Raw genomic sequence first — 20,866 nt, 5'->3', positions numbered from 1 at the left:
TACTCAGTACAATCTTTTTCATGATAGCGAATAAAAACAAATCTACAATAAAACGTTCGATTAGAAAAAATCTTGTATCCTTCGAAAAAATAAGATAATTTTATGTGGAATAGAAATAATAGAGAAGCGACTTTTTACGGGATGATTATAAAATGATAGCTAACGTTTTAGCTTTAATGTAATTAGTGATTTGACTAAGAAAAATCATTGCAATTGTTGTTAAATTATTTAGAATATTCGTTTAAATTCGACCAATAATAATGTTTTAAAGGAACAGCATGAAAGCTTTTTTAGCGAAAATTTTTGCAAAATACATTGTCAACAAAGAACAAAAGTGGATAAATAATCCGCTAGAAACACAAGACAAAATTCTAAATGAATTGATTATTGCTGCAAAAAATACAAAGTTTGGAGTTGATCATCATTTTGAATCAATCAAAAATTATGAAGATTTCAAATCGCAAATTCCAATCAATGATTATGAAGGTTTGAAACATTATTTTGATGAAGTAATTGAAGGGAAACCTGATATTCTGTGGCCTGGAAAACCTCTTTATTTAGCTAAAACTTCAGGAACTACTTCTGGAGCCAAATATATTCCGCTTACAAAAGAATCTGTTCCATCTCATATAAATTCTGCTCGAAATGCTTTATTGTTTTATATTAATGAAACAAAGAATTCTAATTTTGTTGACGGAAAAATGATTTTCTTACAAGGAAGTCCAATTCTTGAAGAGAAAAATGGATTGAAAGTAGGTCGACTTTCTGGAATTAGCGCACATTTTGTTCCAAATTATTTGCAAAAAAATCGTTTACCATCTTATGAAACAAATGTGATTGAAGATTGGGAAACAAAAGTGGATAGGGTAGTGGATGAAACGGTGAAAGCTGATATGACGCTGATTTCTGGGATTCCGCCTTGGTTGATTATGTATTTTGAACGATTGATTAAAGTTTCTGAAAAAGAAAACGTTCAGTCGATTTTTAAGAATTTACAACTAATGGTAACAGGAGGTGTAAATTATGAACCTTATCGCGATAAAGTGAATCAACTAATTGGTCGAAAAATAGATTGTATTCAGACATATCCAGCTTCAGAAGGGTTTATTGCGTATCAAGATTCTCAAAAAAATGATGATTTATTACTTTTATTGAATAATGGAATTTTTTATGAATTTGTTCCAGTTGAAGAGTTTTTTGATGAAAATCCAACCCGAATTTCATTGAAAGATGTTGAAGTAGGAAAAGATTATGTTCTAATTCTCAATACAAACGCAGGTTTGTGGGGATATAATATTGGTGACACAGTTCGTTTTACTTCGATAAAACCTTATAGAATTGTTGTTTCTGGTCGAATTAAACATTATACATCTGCTTTTGGTGAGCATGTAATTGGTCACGAAGTGGAACAGGCGTTGCAAAAAACTTTAGAAAAATATCCAGCGAGTGTAAATGAGTTTACAGTTGCGCCTCAAGTTAATCCAGCAGAAGGTTTGCCATATCACGAATGGTTAATAGAATTTGATCAAAAACCACAAGATATAACTATTTTTAATCAAGAATTAGATACACAAATGCGTCGCCAAAATACGTATTACGATGATTTGATTACGGGAAATATCTTGCGTCCGCTTGTCGTTTCTGAAGTTAAAACAGAAGGTTTTCAGCATTATATGAAATCGATAGGGAAATTAGGTGGACAAAATAAAGTTCCTCGTTTGTCTAATAATCGCGAAATTGCAGATGAATTTTACAGTCTAAACTTAATTACTACAAATTGAACACACACACAACAATAGATAAAATGATTTACAAAACGGTAAAAAGTTCATTGGTAACTTTTTCGCAATTAATGCTTCCGTCACATTCCAATTTTAGTGGAAAAATACACGGTGGATTCATTCTTTCTCTACTCGATCAAATTGCATTCGCATGTGCTTCCAAATATTCTGGAAAATACTGTGTTACGGCGTCTGTGGATAGAGTAGATTTCTTAACGCCAGTAGAAGTAGGAGAATTATTAACGCTAAAAGCATCGGTAAACTATGTCGGAAGAACGTCAATCGTCGTAGGAATTCGAGTAGAAAGTCAAAATATCCAAACAAGTGAAATTAAACATTGTAATTCGTCTTATTTTACGATGATATGCAAAGAAGAAAATGGTGAAAAAGCAGAAGCTCCAAAATTAATTTTGAAGAATCTGAACGAAGTTCGACGCTTTTATAAAGCTTTGCATCGAATTGAAGAACATACAAAAGCAAAAGAACAAATAAAAGATCCGATTGATTATAAATCGCAAGATTTAATTGATCATTTATTGGACAATCATTTCGTGAAAATAGAACTAGATTAAAGTTTTTACATCATTAATAAATAACTCAATTCTGAAAATGAATTGAGTTATTTTGTTTATAGGGTTTTGATAAATAGTTTATATTTTATCTCCTAATTGTTATGCTCCAAAAAATTGATTATTGAATTTGAGTGGCATTACTAAATTGCAAATTATTTAATTTTAAGAAAATTAGGCATTGTATTTGTTTTATCGATTCTTAATATCAAAACCAAACTTTTTATTTAATTCATTATTATGAAAACTCTCTTCAAATTTTTATTACTATTCATTGCAAGTACAACTATTTCATTTGCTCAATCTTCTGGTTTAAATAGTCAATTAATACAAACAAATTTTACTGAAAATAGCTCTAAATCTTCAAATCCTATTAGTTTTGCTGTAGCAGGAAGTGTATTTGTTTTAGCTTTTTGTGCTTTTCGTTTCAGAAAAAAAATTGTCTAAAACGAAACAAATCATTTTTTCGAAATCAGAAAAACGATTTAATTTCTAAATTTGTAAAATGAAATATTTATTCATTTTACTTGTATTGTTAGTGCTGTTTGTTATTTACAAAAAATTAAAAACAGTTCCAATTGAAAAACCACTTCCGAAAGAAGAAGAACCAAAAATATCGTTTTTAAAAATTGAAAAAAATGATGATTTGATTGATGATTCTAATCAACAAATTTCAGAATTTCAAGTAAAAATAGATTCGGTAACAAAGAAAAAAAATACATTAGAATTCTTAATTTCTATTCAAAATAATACCGAAAAAACAGTTCGTATAAATATCGTTGAAGCTGATTTTTATTCAAATTTTTCTCAAAAAAAAATCAAAGCTGATGTTACATTTTATGGAGAATTGGCAATGGGGACAAATGATATTTTATTGAAAAATACCATTTTACCTGATTCTCACGTTATCCGAAATATTTATTTTTTCGAAACAGATTTAATTCATTTTAATCAAAACGATTATCTGGAAATTGATATAGAAATTAATGGAGAACATCATCAGTTTAAAAACTATTTTCATCAAACAACTTTCGAATCGATTAAATACATTCAGTAATCTGATTTTTTGATTTGAATTGTAAGGCTTAATTTTGCATTTCAGAATTTAGAGATATGAAACATATACAATTGATGCTTGGAAGCTTGATGCTTTTTGGATTAACAGCTTGTCAAACACCAAAAATAGTTACTGAACAACAACCAGTTCAGCAAAAAAGTTTACAAGTTGATGGTAAAATTTATGCTGCATTTTTTCAACAACGTGCTGCTGAATATCAAGCCTTAAGCCAGCAAGCTTATAATGTTGCTAAAATGAGATTGGATGAAGCAATTGCGATAAAAGGCGCAAAACCTTTAGCGATTGTAACGGATATTGACGAAACTTTTTTGGATAATTCGTACTATGCAGTAGAAATGGCGCGTCAAGGAAAAACGTGGTCGCAAGAAACTTGGGCAAATTGGACGTCGAAAGGAATTGCAACTCCTTTGGCTGGTTCTCAAGAGTTTTTTCAGTATGCAGCGAGTAAAGGTGTTCAGATTTTTTACGTTACAAATCGATACGAAGTAGAGCGTCCTGGAACTTTGGCAAATTTAGAAAAATACAATTATCCAATTCAAAGTGCTCAGAATTTGATTTTGAGAAGTAAAGAAAGTAGCAAAGAAGCACGTCGTCAAAATATTTCGAAAGATTATGACATTGTTTTATTGTTAGGAGATAGTTTAACAGATTTTTCTTCTTTATTTGATAATCATAAATCTGAAAAAGAAAGAGCGGCAGCTGTAGAAACTTTAAAATCTGAATTTGGAAAACGATTTATTGTATTGCCGAATGTTGGATATGGAGATTGGGAATCTGCAATATTTGATTACAAATATGACTTGACGCAAGAGCAAAGAGATTCGATTATATACGAAGCTGCGAGAGAAACTCCTGTGAAATAAAGAATAAATACACAATGAAAACTGTCTTAATCGGACAGTTTTTTTTTGATTTATAAAAAAGTGAGAAATTAAATTTTAAATACATTTAACATGTTTTTGTTAAAAATAATCTATTAATTATTATTTGATCTGTAAAAAAATAATATTTATTTATTGAATATATAGTTTTTTTCTTTGTGCTGTATAATATTTAAGCATTCACCTATTTGTAAATTAAACTATAAATAACCTATATTTATAAGCTGGTTGTTTAGGCAATCATCAACCAATATTTAAAAAAAAATTATATCAAAACACATGAGTCAATCACAAAAAACTAATTGGGGTCAATTTATCCCACTGGTTACAGTATTCTTCTTTTGGGGATTCGTAGCGGCAAGTAATGAAATTTTAATTCCAGTTTTTAAAAAATCATTTGATTTATCCCAAGCCGAAAGTCAATTAGTCGCAGTAGCTTATTATATCGCTTATACGGTTGGAGCTTTAATTTATATGGGCGTTTCATTATTAGCTAAACAAGATTTAATCAATAAATTTGGGTATAAGAATTCATTATCTTTTGGACTTCTTTTATCAGCTATTGGAACGCTTTTTTTTATTCCAGCAGCCAATACAGGATCATTTCCTTTAATGTTAACAGGTTTGTTTACTGTAGGTCTAGGTTTTTCGTTGCAACAAACTGTTGCTAATCCGCTTGCAATTGCTTTAGGAGATGCAAGTACTGGATCTCAACGTTTAACATTAGCTGGAGGTATTAATAACTTAGGAACTACAATTGGACCTTTAATTGTTGCTTATGCAATTTTTGGTGCAGGAGGAGAAGGAGAAACAACTTTGAGTATAGAAGCAGTTAAAATTCCATATTTGTGTTTGGGTGTTGCTTTTTTAGCTGTTGCTATTTTCTTGAAATTTTCGTCTTTACCAAATCATCCAGAACAAGAAGAGGATAGTGCGATTGCAACTTCAAAAAATGATAAATCATCAGCCTTAAAATATCCTCAATTATTATTAGGAATGCTTGCGATCTTCTTATATGTAGGTGTAGAAGTTTCTACTGTAAGTAATTTACCAGCATATATGCACAATGAATTAGGGTTCGATATACAAGGAGTAACACCATATGTTTCGTTATATTGGGCAAGTATGATGATTGGTCGTTGGGGTGGTGCAGCAGAAGCATTTGGTTTAGATAAGACAAAAACATTGGCTCTTAAATTTATAGCACCTTATTTAGCTTTTGGGATTTTCTTATTAGTTAATTACATTGCAGGGCATGATTTGAAACCATTTTATCTATATAGTGTAATTATTTTAATAATGATTTTAGCTTCTTTATGGACAAATGGAAACCCTGCTAAAATGTTATTAACTTTCTCAATTATTGGAATTGTAGCATTATTAATCGGAATGAATACAACTGGTTTAGTCTCTATTTATTCTATTACAAGTGTTGGTTTGTTCTGTAGTACATTATGGCCTTGTATTTTTGCATTAGCAATTAATGGTTTAGGAAAAAACACTTCGCAAGGAAGTAACTTCTTAATTATGATGATTATGGGAGGAGGATTAGTAAGTATATTCCAAGGGTATATTGCAGATTTATCAACTGTTCATTCTAGTTATATTGTTTGTATTTTATGTTTTGTGTATCTTGTATTTTATGCAATTGCAACGCCTAAAATTCTTAAAAAACAAGGAATAAATCTTGGTGAAGTTAAATCTGAAGGAGGACATTAGGAAGATTTAATATTTAGTAATTTAATAAAAGGCTGTTTTATAATTTATTATAAAACAGCCTTTTCAGTTAATGAATTAATATAATAGGTGAAGGGACAAGAGAAACAACAAATTACAACATTTTGACAAGGTTCTAGAAAATATTCTAATTAGAATAATTCAAATACCACTACCCAGACAGCATCGCTATAAATCTATTTACTGGTCTAGGGATTAGTGCTAATGGAGAAAATTATATTACTGCTCAAAAAATAAATTAATGAGTTAATAAAAAACTCAACCATTTGGTTGAGTTTTTTATTTCTTACGATATGCCAATATTTTATCAATACGATTACCGTCTTTGTCTACAATTTCTAGTGTCAAATCTTCTACTTCTACCTTATCACCAACATTTGGAATGGTTTCGTATTTATCTAAGAAAATTCCAGCAACGGTAACATATCTATTTTCGATGTCTTCGTCGATATCAATCTCAAAAAACTTCTCGAATTCATAGATCGAAAATTGCCCATCGATCAACCATGTACCATCTTCACGTTCTACGATTTCGTAATCTTCGTCTTGGTTCTCTGGTGTATCACCAACCAATTCGTCCAAAATATCGTTTATTGTTACAATTCCAGCCGTCGTACCATATTCGTCTAAAATAATGGCAAAATGTGCTTGTGAATTCTGTAACATTTCCAACAAAGGATAACTAAACGAATTTTCATTGACAAAAATAGGTTTGTGTATAAATTTTTTCAGGCTAAAATCTTCCTTACTTACACCAAACATATCTTTTAGTTTCAAGATACCAACGATTTCGTCCAGATTATTGTTCTTCGTAACAGGGTAGGCTGAATATTTATTTTTCTTAACTTTTGCACGTGCTTTCTCATAATCATCCGAAATATCTAATGAAGCAATTTCCGAACGATGCGTTGCTAACGTGTTCACACGACGATCTCCAAGCTCGAAAACACGTTCTAAGATTTCGTGTTCTTTTTCCTGAATTTCACCACCTTCTGTACTTTCTTTGATGATATTTTTAATTTCTTCTTCCGAAACAACTTCGCTGCTATCGTCTTTAATACCAAACAATTTTAAGAAAAAATTATTGGTAACTGTTAACAACCAAACGAATGGAGAAGTGATGATAGATAACCATTTCATCGGTTTCGAAACAATAGTAGAAACCATTTCAGGAAATTTCATTCCCAAACGTTTTGGTAATAATTCGCCAAATACAATCGAAAAATAAGTGATGATTACTACCATAATAATTGGAGAAAGTGTTTTGGCGTAAGGTGCAATGAAAGAAATAGATGTTAAAAATTCTGTTAAATTTGCAGTTAGTTTATCACCCGAGAAAACCCCTAATAAGATACCAATAAGGGTAATTCCGATTTGTACGGTTGATAAAAATTTGTTCGGATTCTCAGCAAGTTCTAAAGCCGTTTTAGCACCAGAACTTCCTTTCTTCATTTGATTTTCTAATTTGAATTTTCTTGACGAAACAAGTGCCATTTCTGACATGGAAAAAATTCCGTTCAATAAAATCAATACGATTATTATAACAATCTCCACTTTTATTCTTTAATTTTGATAAAAATAAACCAAAATCTAATACTTACCATAATGTCTCAATTTAATATTATGAAATTTTCTTATTTAATTTTACTTGCTTTTATGCTAAATGCTGGTTGTGCTTTCGGTAACAGCGATCAAACTCCAGAAGAAACAGATACTATTTTACCTACTTTTACAACGGCTGAATTGATTGGTAAAGGCAACCCTACGATGGTTGGAAATGGGTATAAATTGTTGCCAGAAGTTGCAAAACAATTTGAATTAATGAAAGCTGATGCACAAAAAGCAGGTTTTAAAATACAAGTGATTTCGAGCTATAGAAATTATACGTATCAAAACGGAATTTGGGAGCGCAAGTATAAAGCAAATCAAGCGAAGAAAATTGCAGCGAAAGAAAACATCGAAAAGATTATTGAATATTCTACCATTCCAGGAACTTCTCGTCACCATTGGGGAACTGATTTGGATATTATAGACGGAACGCGCGGAATACCAGCAGATCCGTTGAATGAGAAACATTTTAACGAAGGAGGATCAATGCATAAATTTAAACTTTGGTTAGATGAAAATGCATCTAAATATGGTTTTTATTTGGTGTACACGGATAATTCAGCGAGAAAAGGATTCAAATATGAACCGTGGCATTTTACGTATAAAGCGATTACTGAACCGATGTTACAAGCTTATAAAAAGCTTGATATTAAAAAGGTTTTACAAGAAAATAAATTGTTAGGAAGCGAAAATTTTACAGATGATTTTATCGAAAAATATCGAAAAGAAAATATTTTGGATATAAATCCTGTTATTAAATAGTTAAAGCTCCTTTTTGGAGCTTTTTTTGTGGTATCTTTAAATAAAATTTAAGAGATTATACTTTCTGATGAGATTAACATTTTTCATATCGTTATTTTTGAGCATGAGTTTACTAACTTTTGCCAAACAATCGATTGTGAAAGATTTGGATGGCGATGGAAAGTTTGACAAGGTTTCAATTAATTTTGAAACGAATAAAATAGAGTTTTTACTTTCTGATACTGAATATAAAAAGCAGAGTAGTTTAGCTTTTAATGAATTGGATCGTAATACGAAGATTGAGGAAACAAAGAAAGGTTTCAAGATTATCAATAAAATAGGAGATGTTTTGTTTACATCTTATTTTCGATACAATCGTCAGACAAAAAAGATTGAATTATCTGCCATAAAACGTTCAATAGTTTCGGATGATTATTCGAAAGAAAATGGCGAATCAACTTTTATTACAGCTACAAAAGAGTTTATTGCGAAATGGAATAGTTTGGATAAATCATCAAATAAAGTGATTGCTTTACCAACGCTAAAAACTAAAATTGATTTGGATGTTATTTCTTTGAATGATTTTAATGATGCATTTCTGAATAAATTTAATCAACAAAGTTTGACTTTTTATAAAGCTGAAATCTCCAAGCAAAAATAATTATTGCTCCAAATCTATTGTTCTGAATGTTAGATTAATTCGTGGCGAATTTACTTTTTTAGTAGGAGGTAAGCGATGCAGCCAATAATCTTGTGTTTCATTTTTCATAACTAATAAACTACCACTTGCAAGATTTAAAGCAATTACTTCTTTAGTTTCTTTATGTTTAAAACCAAATTTACGTTCAGCGCCGAAACTTAGCGAGGCAATTGCGCCATGACGTTTCAATTGTTTTTCACCATCACTATGCCAAGCCATCCCTTCGGAACCATCGTGATATAAATTTACCAAACAAGAATTATAAGTTTCGCCAGTTTTTTCCTCAGCTAATTTTTTTAATTCAAGTAAAGTATCAGTCCAAGGCAAAGCTGTTTTCATGATTTTGGAATAGGTATAAGCAAATGGAAAATCTCCATACCAAGCAATTTTTCGTTTAGTTTCTATCAATTTTCCAAATATTATTGCTTGATCGTTTTTCCATTCAATTTCATTTAATAATATAGAATAATAATGATGCGCTTTTTCATCGGTCATAATTTGTCCAAAATAATTTACAGTTCCATCTTTTGGAAGTAGATTTTGTTGTCCGTCAAATAAATCGTTAAAAAGATCCATTTATAGTTTTATATGATCAAAAATAAGGAATTTAGATTTAATTCAGTTAATGTAATGTGCAGATAAATAAAGTTTTACTAACGTTTGTTATTTAAAATTTAATATTGAATAAGTCAAAAAAAAATTGGATTATATAATTTTTTATTTATTTTTATTTAACCAAAATTTAACACAATATGAATAAATTGATTTTTAAGAACACAATTAAGTTCTTCCTTGTAAGTAGTATTTTACTTCTTGTTTCTGTCTTTTTAAAAATGTTAAATGTAGATCATGCGGATTTTATCTTGAACATCAGTTTCTCGGTTACAATTATTTCGCTTATCGCTGTAATGATGAGTTATAAGACTATAAGGGGGAAAAACAATTTTTCTATGGATTAATTTTTACGTATTAATTTAATTAATAATTTTGGTTGTTTATTTGTGAAAAGATAAACAACCAACTATTGTTATTTTAATAAACTGCCTCAGCGATTCTTTTTGTATTTATAGAATTACTCATTGTATAAAAATGTAATCCAGGAACACCAAAATCAATCAATTCTTTACATTGTTGAATGCACCATTCAATCCCGATTTCCTTAATTCGTTCCTTATCTTTCGACTTCAAAACTTCCATTGCCAAAGCTTCTGGTAAATCCAAATAGAAATTCTGCGGAATCGACGTTAGTTGATTGAAAGTTGTCAAAGGTTTTATACCTGGAATAATTGGAATATTAATATCCATTTCGCGACATTTCTTCACAAAATCAAAATATTTCTGATTATCAAAAAACATTTGCGTCACGATATAATCAGCTCCCAATTCCACTTTCTTTTTCAAATAATACAAATCCATTGCAAGATTTGGTGATTCGAAATGCTTCTCAGGATAACCCGCTACACCAATACAAAAATCCATTGCATGCGATTCTTGTAGTTCGTCGTCTAGATAATTTCCTGTATTCAAAGCAGTAATTTGCTCAATCAATTCCGAAGCATTTGCATGTCCACCAACTTCAGGAACAAAAGATTTTTCCGATTTTATAGGATCTCCACGTAAAACCAAAAGATTGTCAATTCCCAAGAAATTCAAATCAATTAACGCATCTTCTGTATCTTCTTTTGTAAATCCACCACAAATCAAATGCGGAATTGCGTCTATCTTATAATGATTCTGTATCGCAGCACAAATCGCAACTGTACCAGGACGTTTTCGTACCTGATAACGTTTCAATAACCCGTTTTCTTTCTGTTTGTAAATATACTCTTGACGATGATAAGTTACATCGATAAAAGCTGGATTTAACTCAACTAACGGGTCTAAAGTTTTGAACGTCGCATTGACATCTTGCCCTTTCAAAGGCGGTAAAATCTCTACAGAAAATAATGGTTTTCCGTTTGCGCGTTCTATATGTTCGGTAACTTTCATTCTTTATTTTATCGTTTAGCGAAGTTCGAATCTCGAATTTCGATTATATATTTTCTTTTATTTGAGCGTTTCCTTCGGGCGGGCTTTTCGTTACAATCTTTTTTGTTAATTTCGACTTCGTCCAATCAACAAAAAAGGATTTTCACTACAATCCCTAACGCATTTTTTTATTTTGTTCTACGTTCGTTGTCATTCCGAGCTTGTCGAGGAATCTGAGATTCTTTATTTCGAAACGCTCATTTTGAATGATAAATTTTATTTTTGCTTAACGCTTTTACGCCAAATTAGGACTCAACCAACGTTCAGCTTTATCAAGTTCTATATTTTTACGTTTTGAAAAATCTTCAACCTGATCCATTTTTATTTTACCAACTCCGAAATATTTTGCTTCTGGATTTCCAAAATAATAACCCGAAACAGATGAAACTGGATACATCGCCAACGAACTTGTTAACTCAATCCCTGCATTTTTCTCTACATCCAAAATTTTGAAAATTGTTTCTTTTTCTAAATGGTCAGGACATGCAGGATAACCAGGAGCAGGGCGAATTCCTTTATATTTTTCTGAAATTAATTCGTCATTTGATAAAGTTTCATCTTTCGCATAACCCCAAACTTCTGTACGAACATATTTGTGCAAATATTCTGCATAAGCTTCAGCTAGACGATCGGCAATTGCTTTCACCATAATCGAATTGTAATCATCTAAATTTGTTTCGTAAGCTTTAGCAACTTCTTCAATTTCTTGACCAGCAGTTACAGCAAATGCACCGATATAATCTTGAATTGCTGAATCTTTCGGCGCAATAAAATCAGCAATTGAAATATTTGGTTGTTTTTTCGATTTTTTCGCTTGTTGACGAAGTGTATAAAATTCCTCGATTTTGTTATCATTTTCATCAAACAATTCAATCGTATCATCGTTTACCGTATTCGCTTTGAAAAGTCCAAAAACAGCCTTCGGTTTAGCTAAATTTTCAGCTTCAATTTTATTTAACATTGACAAAGCATCTACATATAGTTCTTTGGCATTTGTTCCGACAATTTCATCATCTAAAATCGCAGGAAATTTACCATGTAAATCCCATGTTTTGAAAAATGGCGTCCAATCGATAAAATCTCTTAATTCAGAAACTGTTGTTTGATGTGTAAAAACACCTAATTTATTTGGTTTAAAAGGTTTATTTTCTTCAAAATCAACTTTTAATTTGTTTTTTCGAGCATCTTCAATCGATAGATATTCCTTTGATACAGCGCGATTCAAGAAACCTTCTCTAATTTTTGTATAATCAGTAGTAGTTTCTGTTAGCAATTCCGCCTGTTGATTTCCAATCAATTTTTGACAAATCGTAACCGAACGCGAAGCATCTAAAACATGAATTGCTTTGTCATATTCTGGTGCAATTTTTACAGCTGTATGCGCTTTAGAAGTTGTTGCGCCACCAATCATCAATGGAATATCAAGATTAAGGCGTTTCATTTCTCTGGCAACATGCACCATTTCATCTAAAGATGGAGTAATCAATCCAGAAAGACCAATCACATCGACATTATTTTTTTGCGCTTCGTCTAAAATTGTTTCAGAAGAAACCATTACGCCTAAATCGATAATCTCGAAACCATTACAGCTTAAAACGACTGAAACAATATTTTTTCCGATATCGTGAACATCACCTTTTACAGTTGCCATCAAGATCTTAGAAGGCTCTTTGTCTGTTTTATTTCTAAGTTTTTCTTCCTCTAAAAATGGCGTTAAATAAGCAACAGATTTTTTCATTACGCGAGCCGATTTCACTACCTGCGGTAAGAACATTTTACCACTTCCGAAAAGATCTCCAACGACATTCATTCCGTCCATCAAAGGACCTTCAATAACACGTAATGGAGAACCAATTTTTTCCAAAGCTTCTGCAGTATCTTCGTCAATAAATTCTGTAATTCCTTTTACTAAAGAAATTTCAATACGCTTTTCCAAAGGTAATTCGCGCCAAGTATCATCTTTCTTTTTCTCTTTTGTAACACCTTTTAGATGTTCGGCAAAATCAATCAAACGCTCTGTTGCATCGTCACGTCGATCCAATAAAACATCTTCAACGTGTTCTAATAAATCTTTTGGAATATCATCGTAAATCTCAATCATTTCTGGATTGACGATTCCCATGTCCATTCCGTGTTTAATGGCGTGATATAAAAACGCCGTGTGCATCGCTTCACGAACCGCATTGTTTCCACGGAAGGAAAATGAAACATTCGAAACTCCACCCGAAACTAACGCATGCGGAAGATTTTCTTTGATCCATTTTGTTGCATCAAAAAAATCGATGGCATTACGGCGATGTTCTTCCATTCCTGTTGCAACTGGGAAAATATTCACATCAAAAATGATATCTCTTGGATTGAAATTTACTTGATTTACCAAAATATCATACGAACGTTTTACGATTTCGATTCGACGTTCATAATTATCCGCTTGACCTTTCTCATCAAACGCCATAACCACTGTTGCAGCACCGTAACGTTTAATTTTCTTCGCATGTTCGATAAATAATTCTTCTCCCTCTTTTAAAGAAATTGAGTTGACAATCGCTTTACCTTGAACATTTTTTAGACCAGCTTCAATAATTTCCCATTTCGAAGAATCAATCATAATTGGAACTTTCGAAATATCAGGTTCAGAAGCAATCAAACGCAAATATTTTACCATAGAAGCTACACCATCAAGCATACCTTCATCCATATTGATATCGATAATTTGCGCGCCACCATCCACTTGGTCACGTGCAACCTGAAGTGCTTCTTCAAATTTTTCTTCTTTGATTAATCGCAAGAATTTTTTAGAACCAGTTACATTTGTACGTTCGCCAACGTTTACAAAGTTTGAATTTTCTCGTACAATTAAAGGTTCTAATCCAGAAAGTTGAATTTTTACGCCTGACATTGTTCACTAATTTTTCGAGGTTCGTATTCTTTTGCTAAATCTGCCATCAATTTGATATGATCTGGTGTAGTTCCACAACATCCACCCAAAATATTAACCAATTTTTTATCTAAGAAAGGTTTGATAAAATCTCGCATCATTTCAGGAGTTTCATCGTATCCACCGAAAGCGTTTGGTAAACCAGCATTTGGGTATGCGCTGACATAAAATGGTGCTTTTTCGGCTAATACTTCTAAATATGGAATCAAATCTGTTGCACCTAAAGCACAATTTAACCCAACTGAAATTAAATCAATATGTTCTAATGAAATCAAGAAAGCTTCTGTTGTTTGTCCAGAAAGTGTACGTCCAGATTTATCTGTTATTGTACCAGAAGCCATTAGAGGAACGTTGATTCCTGTTTTTTCTATCGCATCTTGAATTCCATAAAATGCTGCTTTTGCATTTAAAGTATCAAAAATAGTTTCGACAAGTAAAATATCCGCACCAGCTTCTAACATTGTTTTTGCTTGACGATAATATACATTTGCCAATAAATCAAAATCCACATCGCGATAACTAGGGTCATTTACTTGTGGCGAAATAGAGGCTGTCTTGTTGGTTGGACCTAAAGATCCAACTACAAAACGAGGTTTATCTGGGGTAGAAAACTCTTCACAAGCTTCTTTTGCTAAGCGAACGGCTTCGTAATTTAATTCATCAACCAAATCAACCATATCATAATCAACCATAGAAATAATATTGGCATTGAACGTATTTGTTTCGATTAAATCTGCACCAGCAGCCAAATATTCTCGGTGAATATCTTTTATGATTTGAGGTTGGGTTAAAACCAATAAATCGTTATTTCCTTTTAAAGAAGTATGAAAATCCTTGAATCGTTCTCCACGATAATCTTCTTCTTGTAAATTGTGCTTTTGGATCATCGTTCCCATTGCACCATCTAAAATAACAATACGCTCTTTTAGTATATCGTCTAATTTCATTCTAAATATTTTAAAAGCCTTATGGGAAGAAGTGTGAGGTAAGTCCTTATCTTTCTCTATTTGAGTAGGATTTAGCACCCAACTATACTTTGGGTTGCTAAGATTTCAACGGGCCTATTCCCTCCATCTTTCTTTATAAAGCTATGTGCAAAATTATTTAAAGTATTGAGAATAAAAAAATCAAGATTGAAAAAAACGAGTTCGAAACTTGGTTCATAGAAATAATTTTTGTTTGAAATAGTTCAAAATCTCTAATAGGTCATTTTTGAAATTTATTTTAGAAAATATTTCTTTAAAATTACTATTTTAAAGAAATAATATTTTAATTAGTTATTGAAAATTGTAGTTTTTAGAATATTTTTAATAAAAATAGGGTTTTATTAAAAATTATTAAGATTTGTTTTTTCTTTTAATTGTATTTTTTAGAAAATTATTTTTGTCTATAAATATTTATAGAATAAAATTCATTATTTGTGTATTTTTATCTATAATTACGGAAAATATTAAATTAAAGAAATGAAATTAATTTGGATATATAGAATTCTTTCGCCTAAATTTGTCCTCAGAAATAGTTCATTAAAATTTACATTTTATCAAGAAAAGTGGAGGGAAATGGCCCAAAGAAACTTTAGCAACCTGATTAATGAATCAAGGTGCTAAATCCATCCTTATAGGAAAGATGAATAAAAACTACTGTAAACCAATCTTCAATAATATTCTTTATTCAAAATGGTTCAATTGTTTTTATGCGATTGAACCATTTTTTTTCTTCACTTTTCTTTGGTAAATAATTAAAAACAAAACAAATAAATGAAAAATATAAATATCGGATTGTTCGGATTTGGAGTTGTAGGAGAAGGAATTTACAAGGTATTGGAAGAAAAACCACAATTGAATGCTGCAATTAAAAAAATTGTAATTAAAGATAATTCTAAATCTAGAAATGCTCCGTCTGAATTATTTTCGACTAATGCGGATGATATTTTAAATGACGATGAAATAAATGTTGTTGTTGAGTTAATTTCGGATGCTGATGCGGCACATGATATCATTATAAAAGCGTTCAATAAAGGTAAACATGTGGTAAGTGCAAATAAAAAATTGATTGCAGATCATCACAAAGAATTATTGGATTTGCAAGCACAAAACAATGTTTCTTTTCTTTATGAAGCCTCTGTTTGCGGGTCAGTTCCGATTATTAGAAATCTAGAAGAATATTTTGATAACGATTTATTGAATTATGTATCTGGAATTGTAAATGGGACAACAAATTACATTTTGACGAAAATGGCGAATGAAAATGAGTCGTATCAAGATGCCTTAAAAGCAGCGCAAGAAAGTGGTTTTGCAGAAGCTGATCCAACGGCTGATGTAGAAGGTTTTGATGCGTCGAGTAAATTAGCAATTATTACGTTGCATGCTTTCGGTAAAAAGATTGATGTTGATCAAGTTATTCGAAAAGGAATTACTTCATTGAAAGTTGAAGATTTTAAATACGCAAAAGAAAAAAATTATACAATAAAGTTGATTGCTAATTCTAAAATTAATCATCAAACGGGTGAAATTACATCAACAGTTTTGCCAACTTTTGTTGAATTAAATAAAACAATTGCGCTTGTGAATAACGAATATAATGGAGTTTTGATTGGAAGTTCGCTTTCAGATGAGCAATTTTTATATGGAAAAGGAGCAGGGCGTTTCCCAACTTCTTCGGCTGTTTTGAGTGATATTTCTGCGTTGAAATATGATTATCAATATTCGATTCGAAAATATGAAAACAAAGAAGAAGGAGTTTTTAATCAAACAGGAAAGAAGCGAATTTATATCGGTTTTGAGAATCAAGCAGATGATGTTTCAAATATTTTTGATGAAATAGAAGAACGTTATCAGAGTAAAAATTACAATCATATTGTTGGTGTGATTGATATAGAAAAGCTCAAACAAAAAGAGACTATTGAAAATCCAAAACTTTCGATAATTGCGTTTGAGTAAATTTTTGTGATTAAAAAGCCTCAATATTAATTGAGGCTTTTTTGTAAATCTAAAAATTAAGGTTTTTGTAAATACTTTTCCAATAAAAGTTTTAGGGGTTTATTTTTAATTAATCCAGTATAAGTCATTTCAATTTTATAATCTTTTGAGATTAAAACCCAATATGGATAACTAATTTGTTCATTTTTATCAATGAATTCTTCTAAAAATAGGTGAGTTTTTTTATTCGATTTAGGTTCATATTTTTTGTTTAAAAAGATAATAGATTCATTTGTTTCTGCTTCAAATTCAATAAAATAAATGTCATTATTTAGAATTTGAAGTAATTCTTTATCCTTTTTTAATTGTTTCTTTTGAATCATACAGTAACTACACCAATTTGTCGAAAAATAAAGTAGAATTGGTTTAGGATTTTCATTAGAAATTGAATTAAATTTTTCTAATGAAATCTGTGCTTGGAGATTCAATGATGATAAAATGAATATGAAGTACCAGATTTTCATTAACGTAAATTGTATCGAACACCTATAAAACCTCTTGTTCCCTGCATAGGTGTATAGCTGTAATCATTTGGTTCAAAAATAACATCGTTTCTTCCTTTAGGAGGAGTAACGCCATTTCCAGGTTCTCCGAATGGGTCCCACCAACGAGCAATAACATCGCCTTTTGGTAAAACATTAAAAATATTTTTGATTCCACCATAGATTTCAATATTATTCTTAAATGATTTACTTAATTGAATATTTGCAATAACAGTTGGTTTTGAATATTCTGGTCGATAATCATTTTCTACTTGAGGTAATTTCATTTTGTCATTATAATTGGCGGTTAAATCAACAGTAAAACCTTTTTTGAATGTATAACTTGCTAAGAAATTTCCAGACCATTTTGGTGCATGATATTGAACTTCTTTTTCTCCATCTTCTTTTTTGTATACATCCATATAGGTTGCGCCAAGCATTATTTTTAGAGGAAAGTCAAATGTTGCATCTATGTTTAAAGAAACTCCTTGAGATATTGCGTGTCCATCTAAATTGTCATAGATAATCTTTGTTTCGTCAGTATCTGTATCAGCAATAATTTTGTTTGTGAAATAAGAATAGAATGTTGTAAAATCAAAGTTTAAAGCGGTGAAAGAAGTTGGTAGTTTGAATACATAATTAATATTTCCATTATATGATTTTTCAGGTTTTAATTCATTTTCAAAAACTACTTGTCTAGCTCCAGTTAATGCACGATGATCTTCTGTGAAGACATTCACAACACGAAATCCCGTACCAAAACTTGCTCTTAAAGTATGATGAGATGAAGGTGAAAATTTGTATGCAATTCTTGGAGAATGTATTCCTTTATGTGTTTTATCATAATCAAATCGATAACCAAGTAATAATTTGTTTTCAGAATTTAATGTCCATTCGTCTTGTACAAAAACACCAGGAATCGGTGTATTCATAGGGTTATTCTTGATTAGATTATTATCTTCATCATATTCTCCAGTCCCTCTTGTGTTATCATCGTAATAGGTATACTTAAATGAAGTTCCTAAAAGTAAACTATGTTGTCCAATTATTTTATCCCAAAAAGCTTGAGCAAAAATAACTTGTTGTTTTCCTTGATACGATTCTGGACCATAAAATGAATTCTGTTGATGAAAATTATAAGAAAATTGTGTCATTATTTTTTCTTTTACAGGTAATTGATACAGTCCTATCGCTTCAAAACGATTTGTCATAATGCTTTCAGCATAAACTTCGTCGCTTCCTCTGTGTAGTTTTCTTTTCCAATTCATTTGACCTCCCCATCTATCTTCATATAAATAACGTAAAGCAACGGAAGCTGTTCTATTTTCTTGACGTTCAAAATCAAATTTATTGAATAACGTAATACGATCTTGTAGAGTTACATCCGTGAAACCGTCGTTATTTTTATCCTTCTTATTGTCATATTTAAAGTAATTAAAACCAAATAAACCATTTACCTTTTCTCCTAAATTATATTTGTATCCACCATCAAGATTGGTTTCCAACCAAGAAGTTGTAAAAGCATCCAAAGATAATTTTGGAGCAGATTTAGGAGATTTGGTAATTACATTAATTATACCTCCCATAGCTTCTGTTCCATAAAGGGAAGATGCTGGTCCTTTTACGACTTCTATTCGTTCAACCAAAGAATTCGGAATTCCGCTCAAACCATAAACAGTAGATAATGAAGAAACAATTGGCATTCCGTCAATTAAAATCATGGTATATGGACCTTCCATTCCGTTAATATGAATATCACCTGTGTTGCAAACGTTACAGTTTAGTTGTGGTTGAACACCATTTATTAATTGTACAGCGTCAAATAATGAAGGTGTTGGATTTTTTTGAAAAAACTTTGGTGTATAGATTTCAATTGGAACTGGACTATCAGATTTTCTTACAGCTTTCATTGTTCCTGTAATTACAATCTCATCTAAATTTTCTGAAGAATCTTCCATATAAATAGAATCTTTTTGTTCCTGAGCATTTGATAGAATGGAGGTTAAGGTGATGAATAAATAAAATGTTGTTTTCATGTTAAGTAAAATTTATAATCAAATTAAAAAGTTAGACAAATCTAACAAAAATATTATTAAAAATGAATTTTTAAATTTTACTTAATTTTCAACTATATTTGTTTCCATGAATTCATTGGTCGAAGAAAATTACCTAAAAGCATTATTTCATCTTTCTGAAAATGGGAAAGGAGAAGTGAATGTGAAGGATTTGAGTAAGCATTTGGAAATAAAAATGCCTACTGTAAACAGTATGATGAAAAAATTAGCTGAAAAAGAATTGGTGATTTATGAATCGTATAAACCACTTCGGTTATCTGATAAAGGAATTCTGAAAGCTTCTTTGATTGTAAGAAAACACCGATTAACAGAGATGTTTTTGGTAGATAAAATGGGATTTGGTTGGGAACAAGTTCATGAAATTGCTGAGCAAATAGAACATATTCAAAGTCCAATTTTTTTCGATAAAATGGACGAATTATTGAATTTTCCTAAATTAGATCCGCATGGTTCTCCAATTCCAGATAAAAATGGAAAAATAGAAATTATCAATTACAAAAAATTGGCCGAATTTAAAGAAGGTGATAAAGTAGAAATATGCGCTGTTATTGGTTCTTCTGATGAATTTTTGAAGTATTTGAATTCAAAAAATATTCATTTGAATGATGAAATTGAAATCATTTCTGTTGAAGATTTTGATGGAACAATGAAGGTTAAGTTCCTAAAATCAAATGAAATTGAAATATTTAGTAATCATGTGACTTCAAGATTATTAGGTAGATAATGGTTTTTAATTTATAAAAAGAAAAAAGCAAGTTATTTAACTTAAAAAAGCAAGTTATTTAACTTGCTTTACAATTATTCCGCTTTTCCTTTTATTCTGAAAATTTTTCGAGAAGAAACTGGATCGTTAGATGTGATTGTTACAGATTTATTGAAATCTCCAGTCACAGAACCACTTGAATATTTAACGGTAATATCCGCAGATTTTCCTGGTTCGATAGGTGTTGTAGGATATTCAGGAACTGTACATCCACAAGAACCAACAACGCTTTTAAGAATTAAAGGTTTATCACCTGAGTTGGTTACTTTCATCTTAGCTGTTACTTCGGTATTCAACTTTATATTTCCAAATTGAATTTCTTCTTTTTCTAAACTAAGTGTTTGAGCAAATAAACTTGTAACGCCTAAAGCAAAAGCACCTAAAAACATTAATTTTTTCATGACGATAATTAATTTGTAACCAAAGTTAAAATAAATAATACAAAAAGTCTACCTTTTTTTGTATTTTAGTACTAAAATAATTAATATATACCCGTTGTGCATTTTA

General features: G+C 30.7%; 18 protein-coding genes and 2 riboswitches. Of the genes, 10 read left to right on the top strand and 8 right to left on the bottom strand.

Annotated elements, in window-relative coordinates:
• The first annotated feature begins 278 nt into the window (after positions 1 to 278).
• The 6 genes from B3M86_RS03210 to B3M86_RS03185 all read left to right on the top strand — a co-directional run bounded on the left by B3M86_RS03210 (position 279) and on the right by B3M86_RS03185 (position 6,028).
• On the top strand, positions 279 to 1,781 hold the full coding sequence (locus tag B3M86_RS03210) for a GH3 family domain-containing protein (RefSeq protein ID WP_125350326.1): 1,503 nt from the start codon (positions 279 to 281) through the stop codon (positions 1,779 to 1,781).
• Positions 1,778 to 2,353, top strand: coding sequence for an acyl-CoA thioesterase (locus B3M86_RS03205; RefSeq protein WP_376741545.1), 576 nt, complete (start codon positions 1,778 to 1,780; stop codon positions 2,351 to 2,353). The genes B3M86_RS03210 and B3M86_RS03205 overlap by 4 nt, the downstream gene beginning before the upstream one ends.
• A gap of 237 nt (positions 2,354 to 2,590) precedes the next feature.
• Positions 2,591 to 2,797, top strand: coding sequence for a hypothetical protein (locus B3M86_RS03200; protein WP_125350324.1), 207 nt, complete (start codon positions 2,591 to 2,593; stop codon positions 2,795 to 2,797).
• 58 nt (positions 2,798 to 2,855) lie between these two features.
• The gene (locus B3M86_RS03195) at positions 2,856 to 3,407 is read left to right on the top strand and encodes a hypothetical protein (RefSeq protein ID WP_219035068.1); all 552 of its coding nucleotides are present in this window, start codon (positions 2,856 to 2,858) and stop codon (positions 3,405 to 3,407) included.
• Between the two features lie 56 nt (positions 3,408 to 3,463).
• On the top strand, positions 3,464 to 4,291 hold the full coding sequence (locus B3M86_RS03190; protein ID WP_291076830.1) for a 5'-nucleotidase, lipoprotein e(P4) family: 828 nt from the start codon (positions 3,464 to 3,466) through the stop codon (positions 4,289 to 4,291).
• Positions 4,292 to 4,588: 297 nt separating this feature from the next.
• On the top strand, positions 4,589 to 6,028 hold the full coding sequence (locus B3M86_RS03185) for an MFS transporter (RefSeq protein WP_125350321.1): 1,440 nt from the start codon (positions 4,589 to 4,591) through the stop codon (positions 6,026 to 6,028).
• A 297-nt stretch (positions 6,029 to 6,325) separates the two neighbouring features.
• Here the strand turns inward: B3M86_RS03185 and B3M86_RS03180 are convergent, their stop codons facing one another.
• The gene (locus B3M86_RS03180) at positions 6,326 to 7,600 is read right to left on the bottom strand and encodes a hemolysin family protein (protein ID WP_125350320.1); all 1,275 of its coding nucleotides are present in this window, start codon (positions 7,598 to 7,600) and stop codon (positions 6,326 to 6,328) included.
• A gap of 69 nt (positions 7,601 to 7,669) precedes the next feature.
• Here B3M86_RS03180 and B3M86_RS03175 point away from each other — a divergent pair, with 69 nt between their 5' ends.
• A complete protein-coding gene (locus B3M86_RS03175; protein ID WP_291076828.1) occupies positions 7,670 to 8,416 on the top strand; it encodes a M15 family metallopeptidase in 747 nt (248 codons plus the stop codon).
• A gap of 103 nt (positions 8,417 to 8,519) precedes the next feature.
• Positions 8,520 to 9,056 (top strand): hypothetical protein, encoded by a 537-nt coding sequence (locus tag B3M86_RS03170; protein ID WP_219035070.1) that lies wholly within the window; start codon positions 8,520 to 8,522, stop codon positions 9,054 to 9,056.
• On the opposite strand, the gene B3M86_RS03165 is transcribed toward B3M86_RS03170, so the two are convergent.
• The 4 genes from B3M86_RS03165 to B3M86_RS03150 form a co-directional block, all read right to left on the bottom strand.
• Positions 9,057 to 9,671: an alpha-ketoglutarate-dependent dioxygenase AlkB family protein gene (locus B3M86_RS03165; RefSeq protein ID WP_219035071.1), complete on the bottom strand. Its 615-nt coding sequence runs from the start codon at positions 9,669 to 9,671 to the stop codon at positions 9,057 to 9,059.
• 456 nt (positions 9,672 to 10,127) lie between these two features.
• Positions 10,128 to 11,084, bottom strand: coding sequence for a methylenetetrahydrofolate reductase [NAD(P)H] (metF, locus tag B3M86_RS03160; protein WP_125350316.1), 957 nt, complete (start codon positions 11,082 to 11,084; stop codon positions 10,128 to 10,130).
• Between the two features lie 274 nt (positions 11,085 to 11,358).
• The gene (gene metH, locus B3M86_RS03155) at positions 11,359 to 14,022 is read right to left on the bottom strand and encodes a methionine synthase (RefSeq protein WP_291076826.1); all 2,664 of its coding nucleotides are present in this window, start codon (positions 14,020 to 14,022) and stop codon (positions 11,359 to 11,361) included.
• Positions 14,010 to 15,008, bottom strand: a complete 999-nt coding sequence (locus B3M86_RS03150) for a homocysteine S-methyltransferase family protein (protein WP_219035074.1) — start codon at positions 15,006 to 15,008, stop codon at positions 14,010 to 14,012. The genes metH and B3M86_RS03150 overlap by 13 nt, the downstream gene beginning before the upstream one ends.
• 43 nt (positions 15,009 to 15,051) lie before the next feature.
• Positions 15,052 to 15,150, bottom strand: a riboswitch (SAM riboswitch).
• Between the two features lie 445 nt (positions 15,151 to 15,595).
• A riboswitch (SAM riboswitch) is annotated at positions 15,596 to 15,694 on the top strand.
• A 124-nt stretch (positions 15,695 to 15,818) separates the two neighbouring features.
• Here B3M86_RS03150 and B3M86_RS03145 point away from each other — a divergent pair.
• Positions 15,819 to 17,000: a homoserine dehydrogenase gene (locus B3M86_RS03145; protein WP_291076824.1), complete on the top strand. Its 1,182-nt coding sequence runs from the start codon at positions 15,819 to 15,821 to the stop codon at positions 16,998 to 17,000.
• A gap of 56 nt (positions 17,001 to 17,056) precedes the next feature.
• Here B3M86_RS03145 and B3M86_RS03140 read toward each other — a convergent pair whose 3' ends face one another.
• Together B3M86_RS03140 and B3M86_RS03135 are read right to left on the bottom strand one after the other, a co-directional pair.
• The gene (locus tag B3M86_RS03140; RefSeq protein WP_125350313.1) at positions 17,057 to 17,503 is read right to left on the bottom strand and encodes a thioredoxin fold domain-containing protein; all 447 of its coding nucleotides are present in this window, start codon (positions 17,501 to 17,503) and stop codon (positions 17,057 to 17,059) included.
• Entirely contained in the window at positions 17,503 to 19,557 is a 2,055-nt protein-coding gene (locus tag B3M86_RS03135; RefSeq protein ID WP_291076822.1) for a TonB-dependent receptor plug domain-containing protein, read from the bottom strand. Before B3M86_RS03135 ends, B3M86_RS03140 begins: the two co-directional genes overlap by 1 nt.
• 106 nt (positions 19,558 to 19,663) lie before the next feature.
• Between B3M86_RS03135 and B3M86_RS03130 the strand changes: the two genes are divergently transcribed.
• On the top strand, positions 19,664 to 20,320 hold the full coding sequence (locus B3M86_RS03130) for a metal-dependent transcriptional regulator (protein WP_286496173.1): 657 nt from the start codon (positions 19,664 to 19,666) through the stop codon (positions 20,318 to 20,320).
• Between the two features lie 74 nt (positions 20,321 to 20,394).
• Here the strand turns inward: B3M86_RS03130 and B3M86_RS03125 are convergent, their stop codons facing one another.
• Positions 20,395 to 20,760 (bottom strand): DUF1573 domain-containing protein, encoded by a 366-nt coding sequence (locus tag B3M86_RS03125; RefSeq protein WP_038334454.1) that lies wholly within the window; start codon positions 20,758 to 20,760, stop codon positions 20,395 to 20,397.
• Between the last annotated feature and the right edge of the window lie 106 nt (positions 20,761 to 20,866).

The organism is Empedobacter sp. UBA6305 (assembly GCF_002440405.1).
Taxonomy (GTDB): Bacteria; Bacteroidota; Bacteroidia; order Flavobacteriales; family Weeksellaceae; genus Empedobacter; species Empedobacter falsenii_B.
Note: the sequence above shows the minus strand (reverse complement) of the source record. Positions and strands in the feature narration are given on the sequence as shown.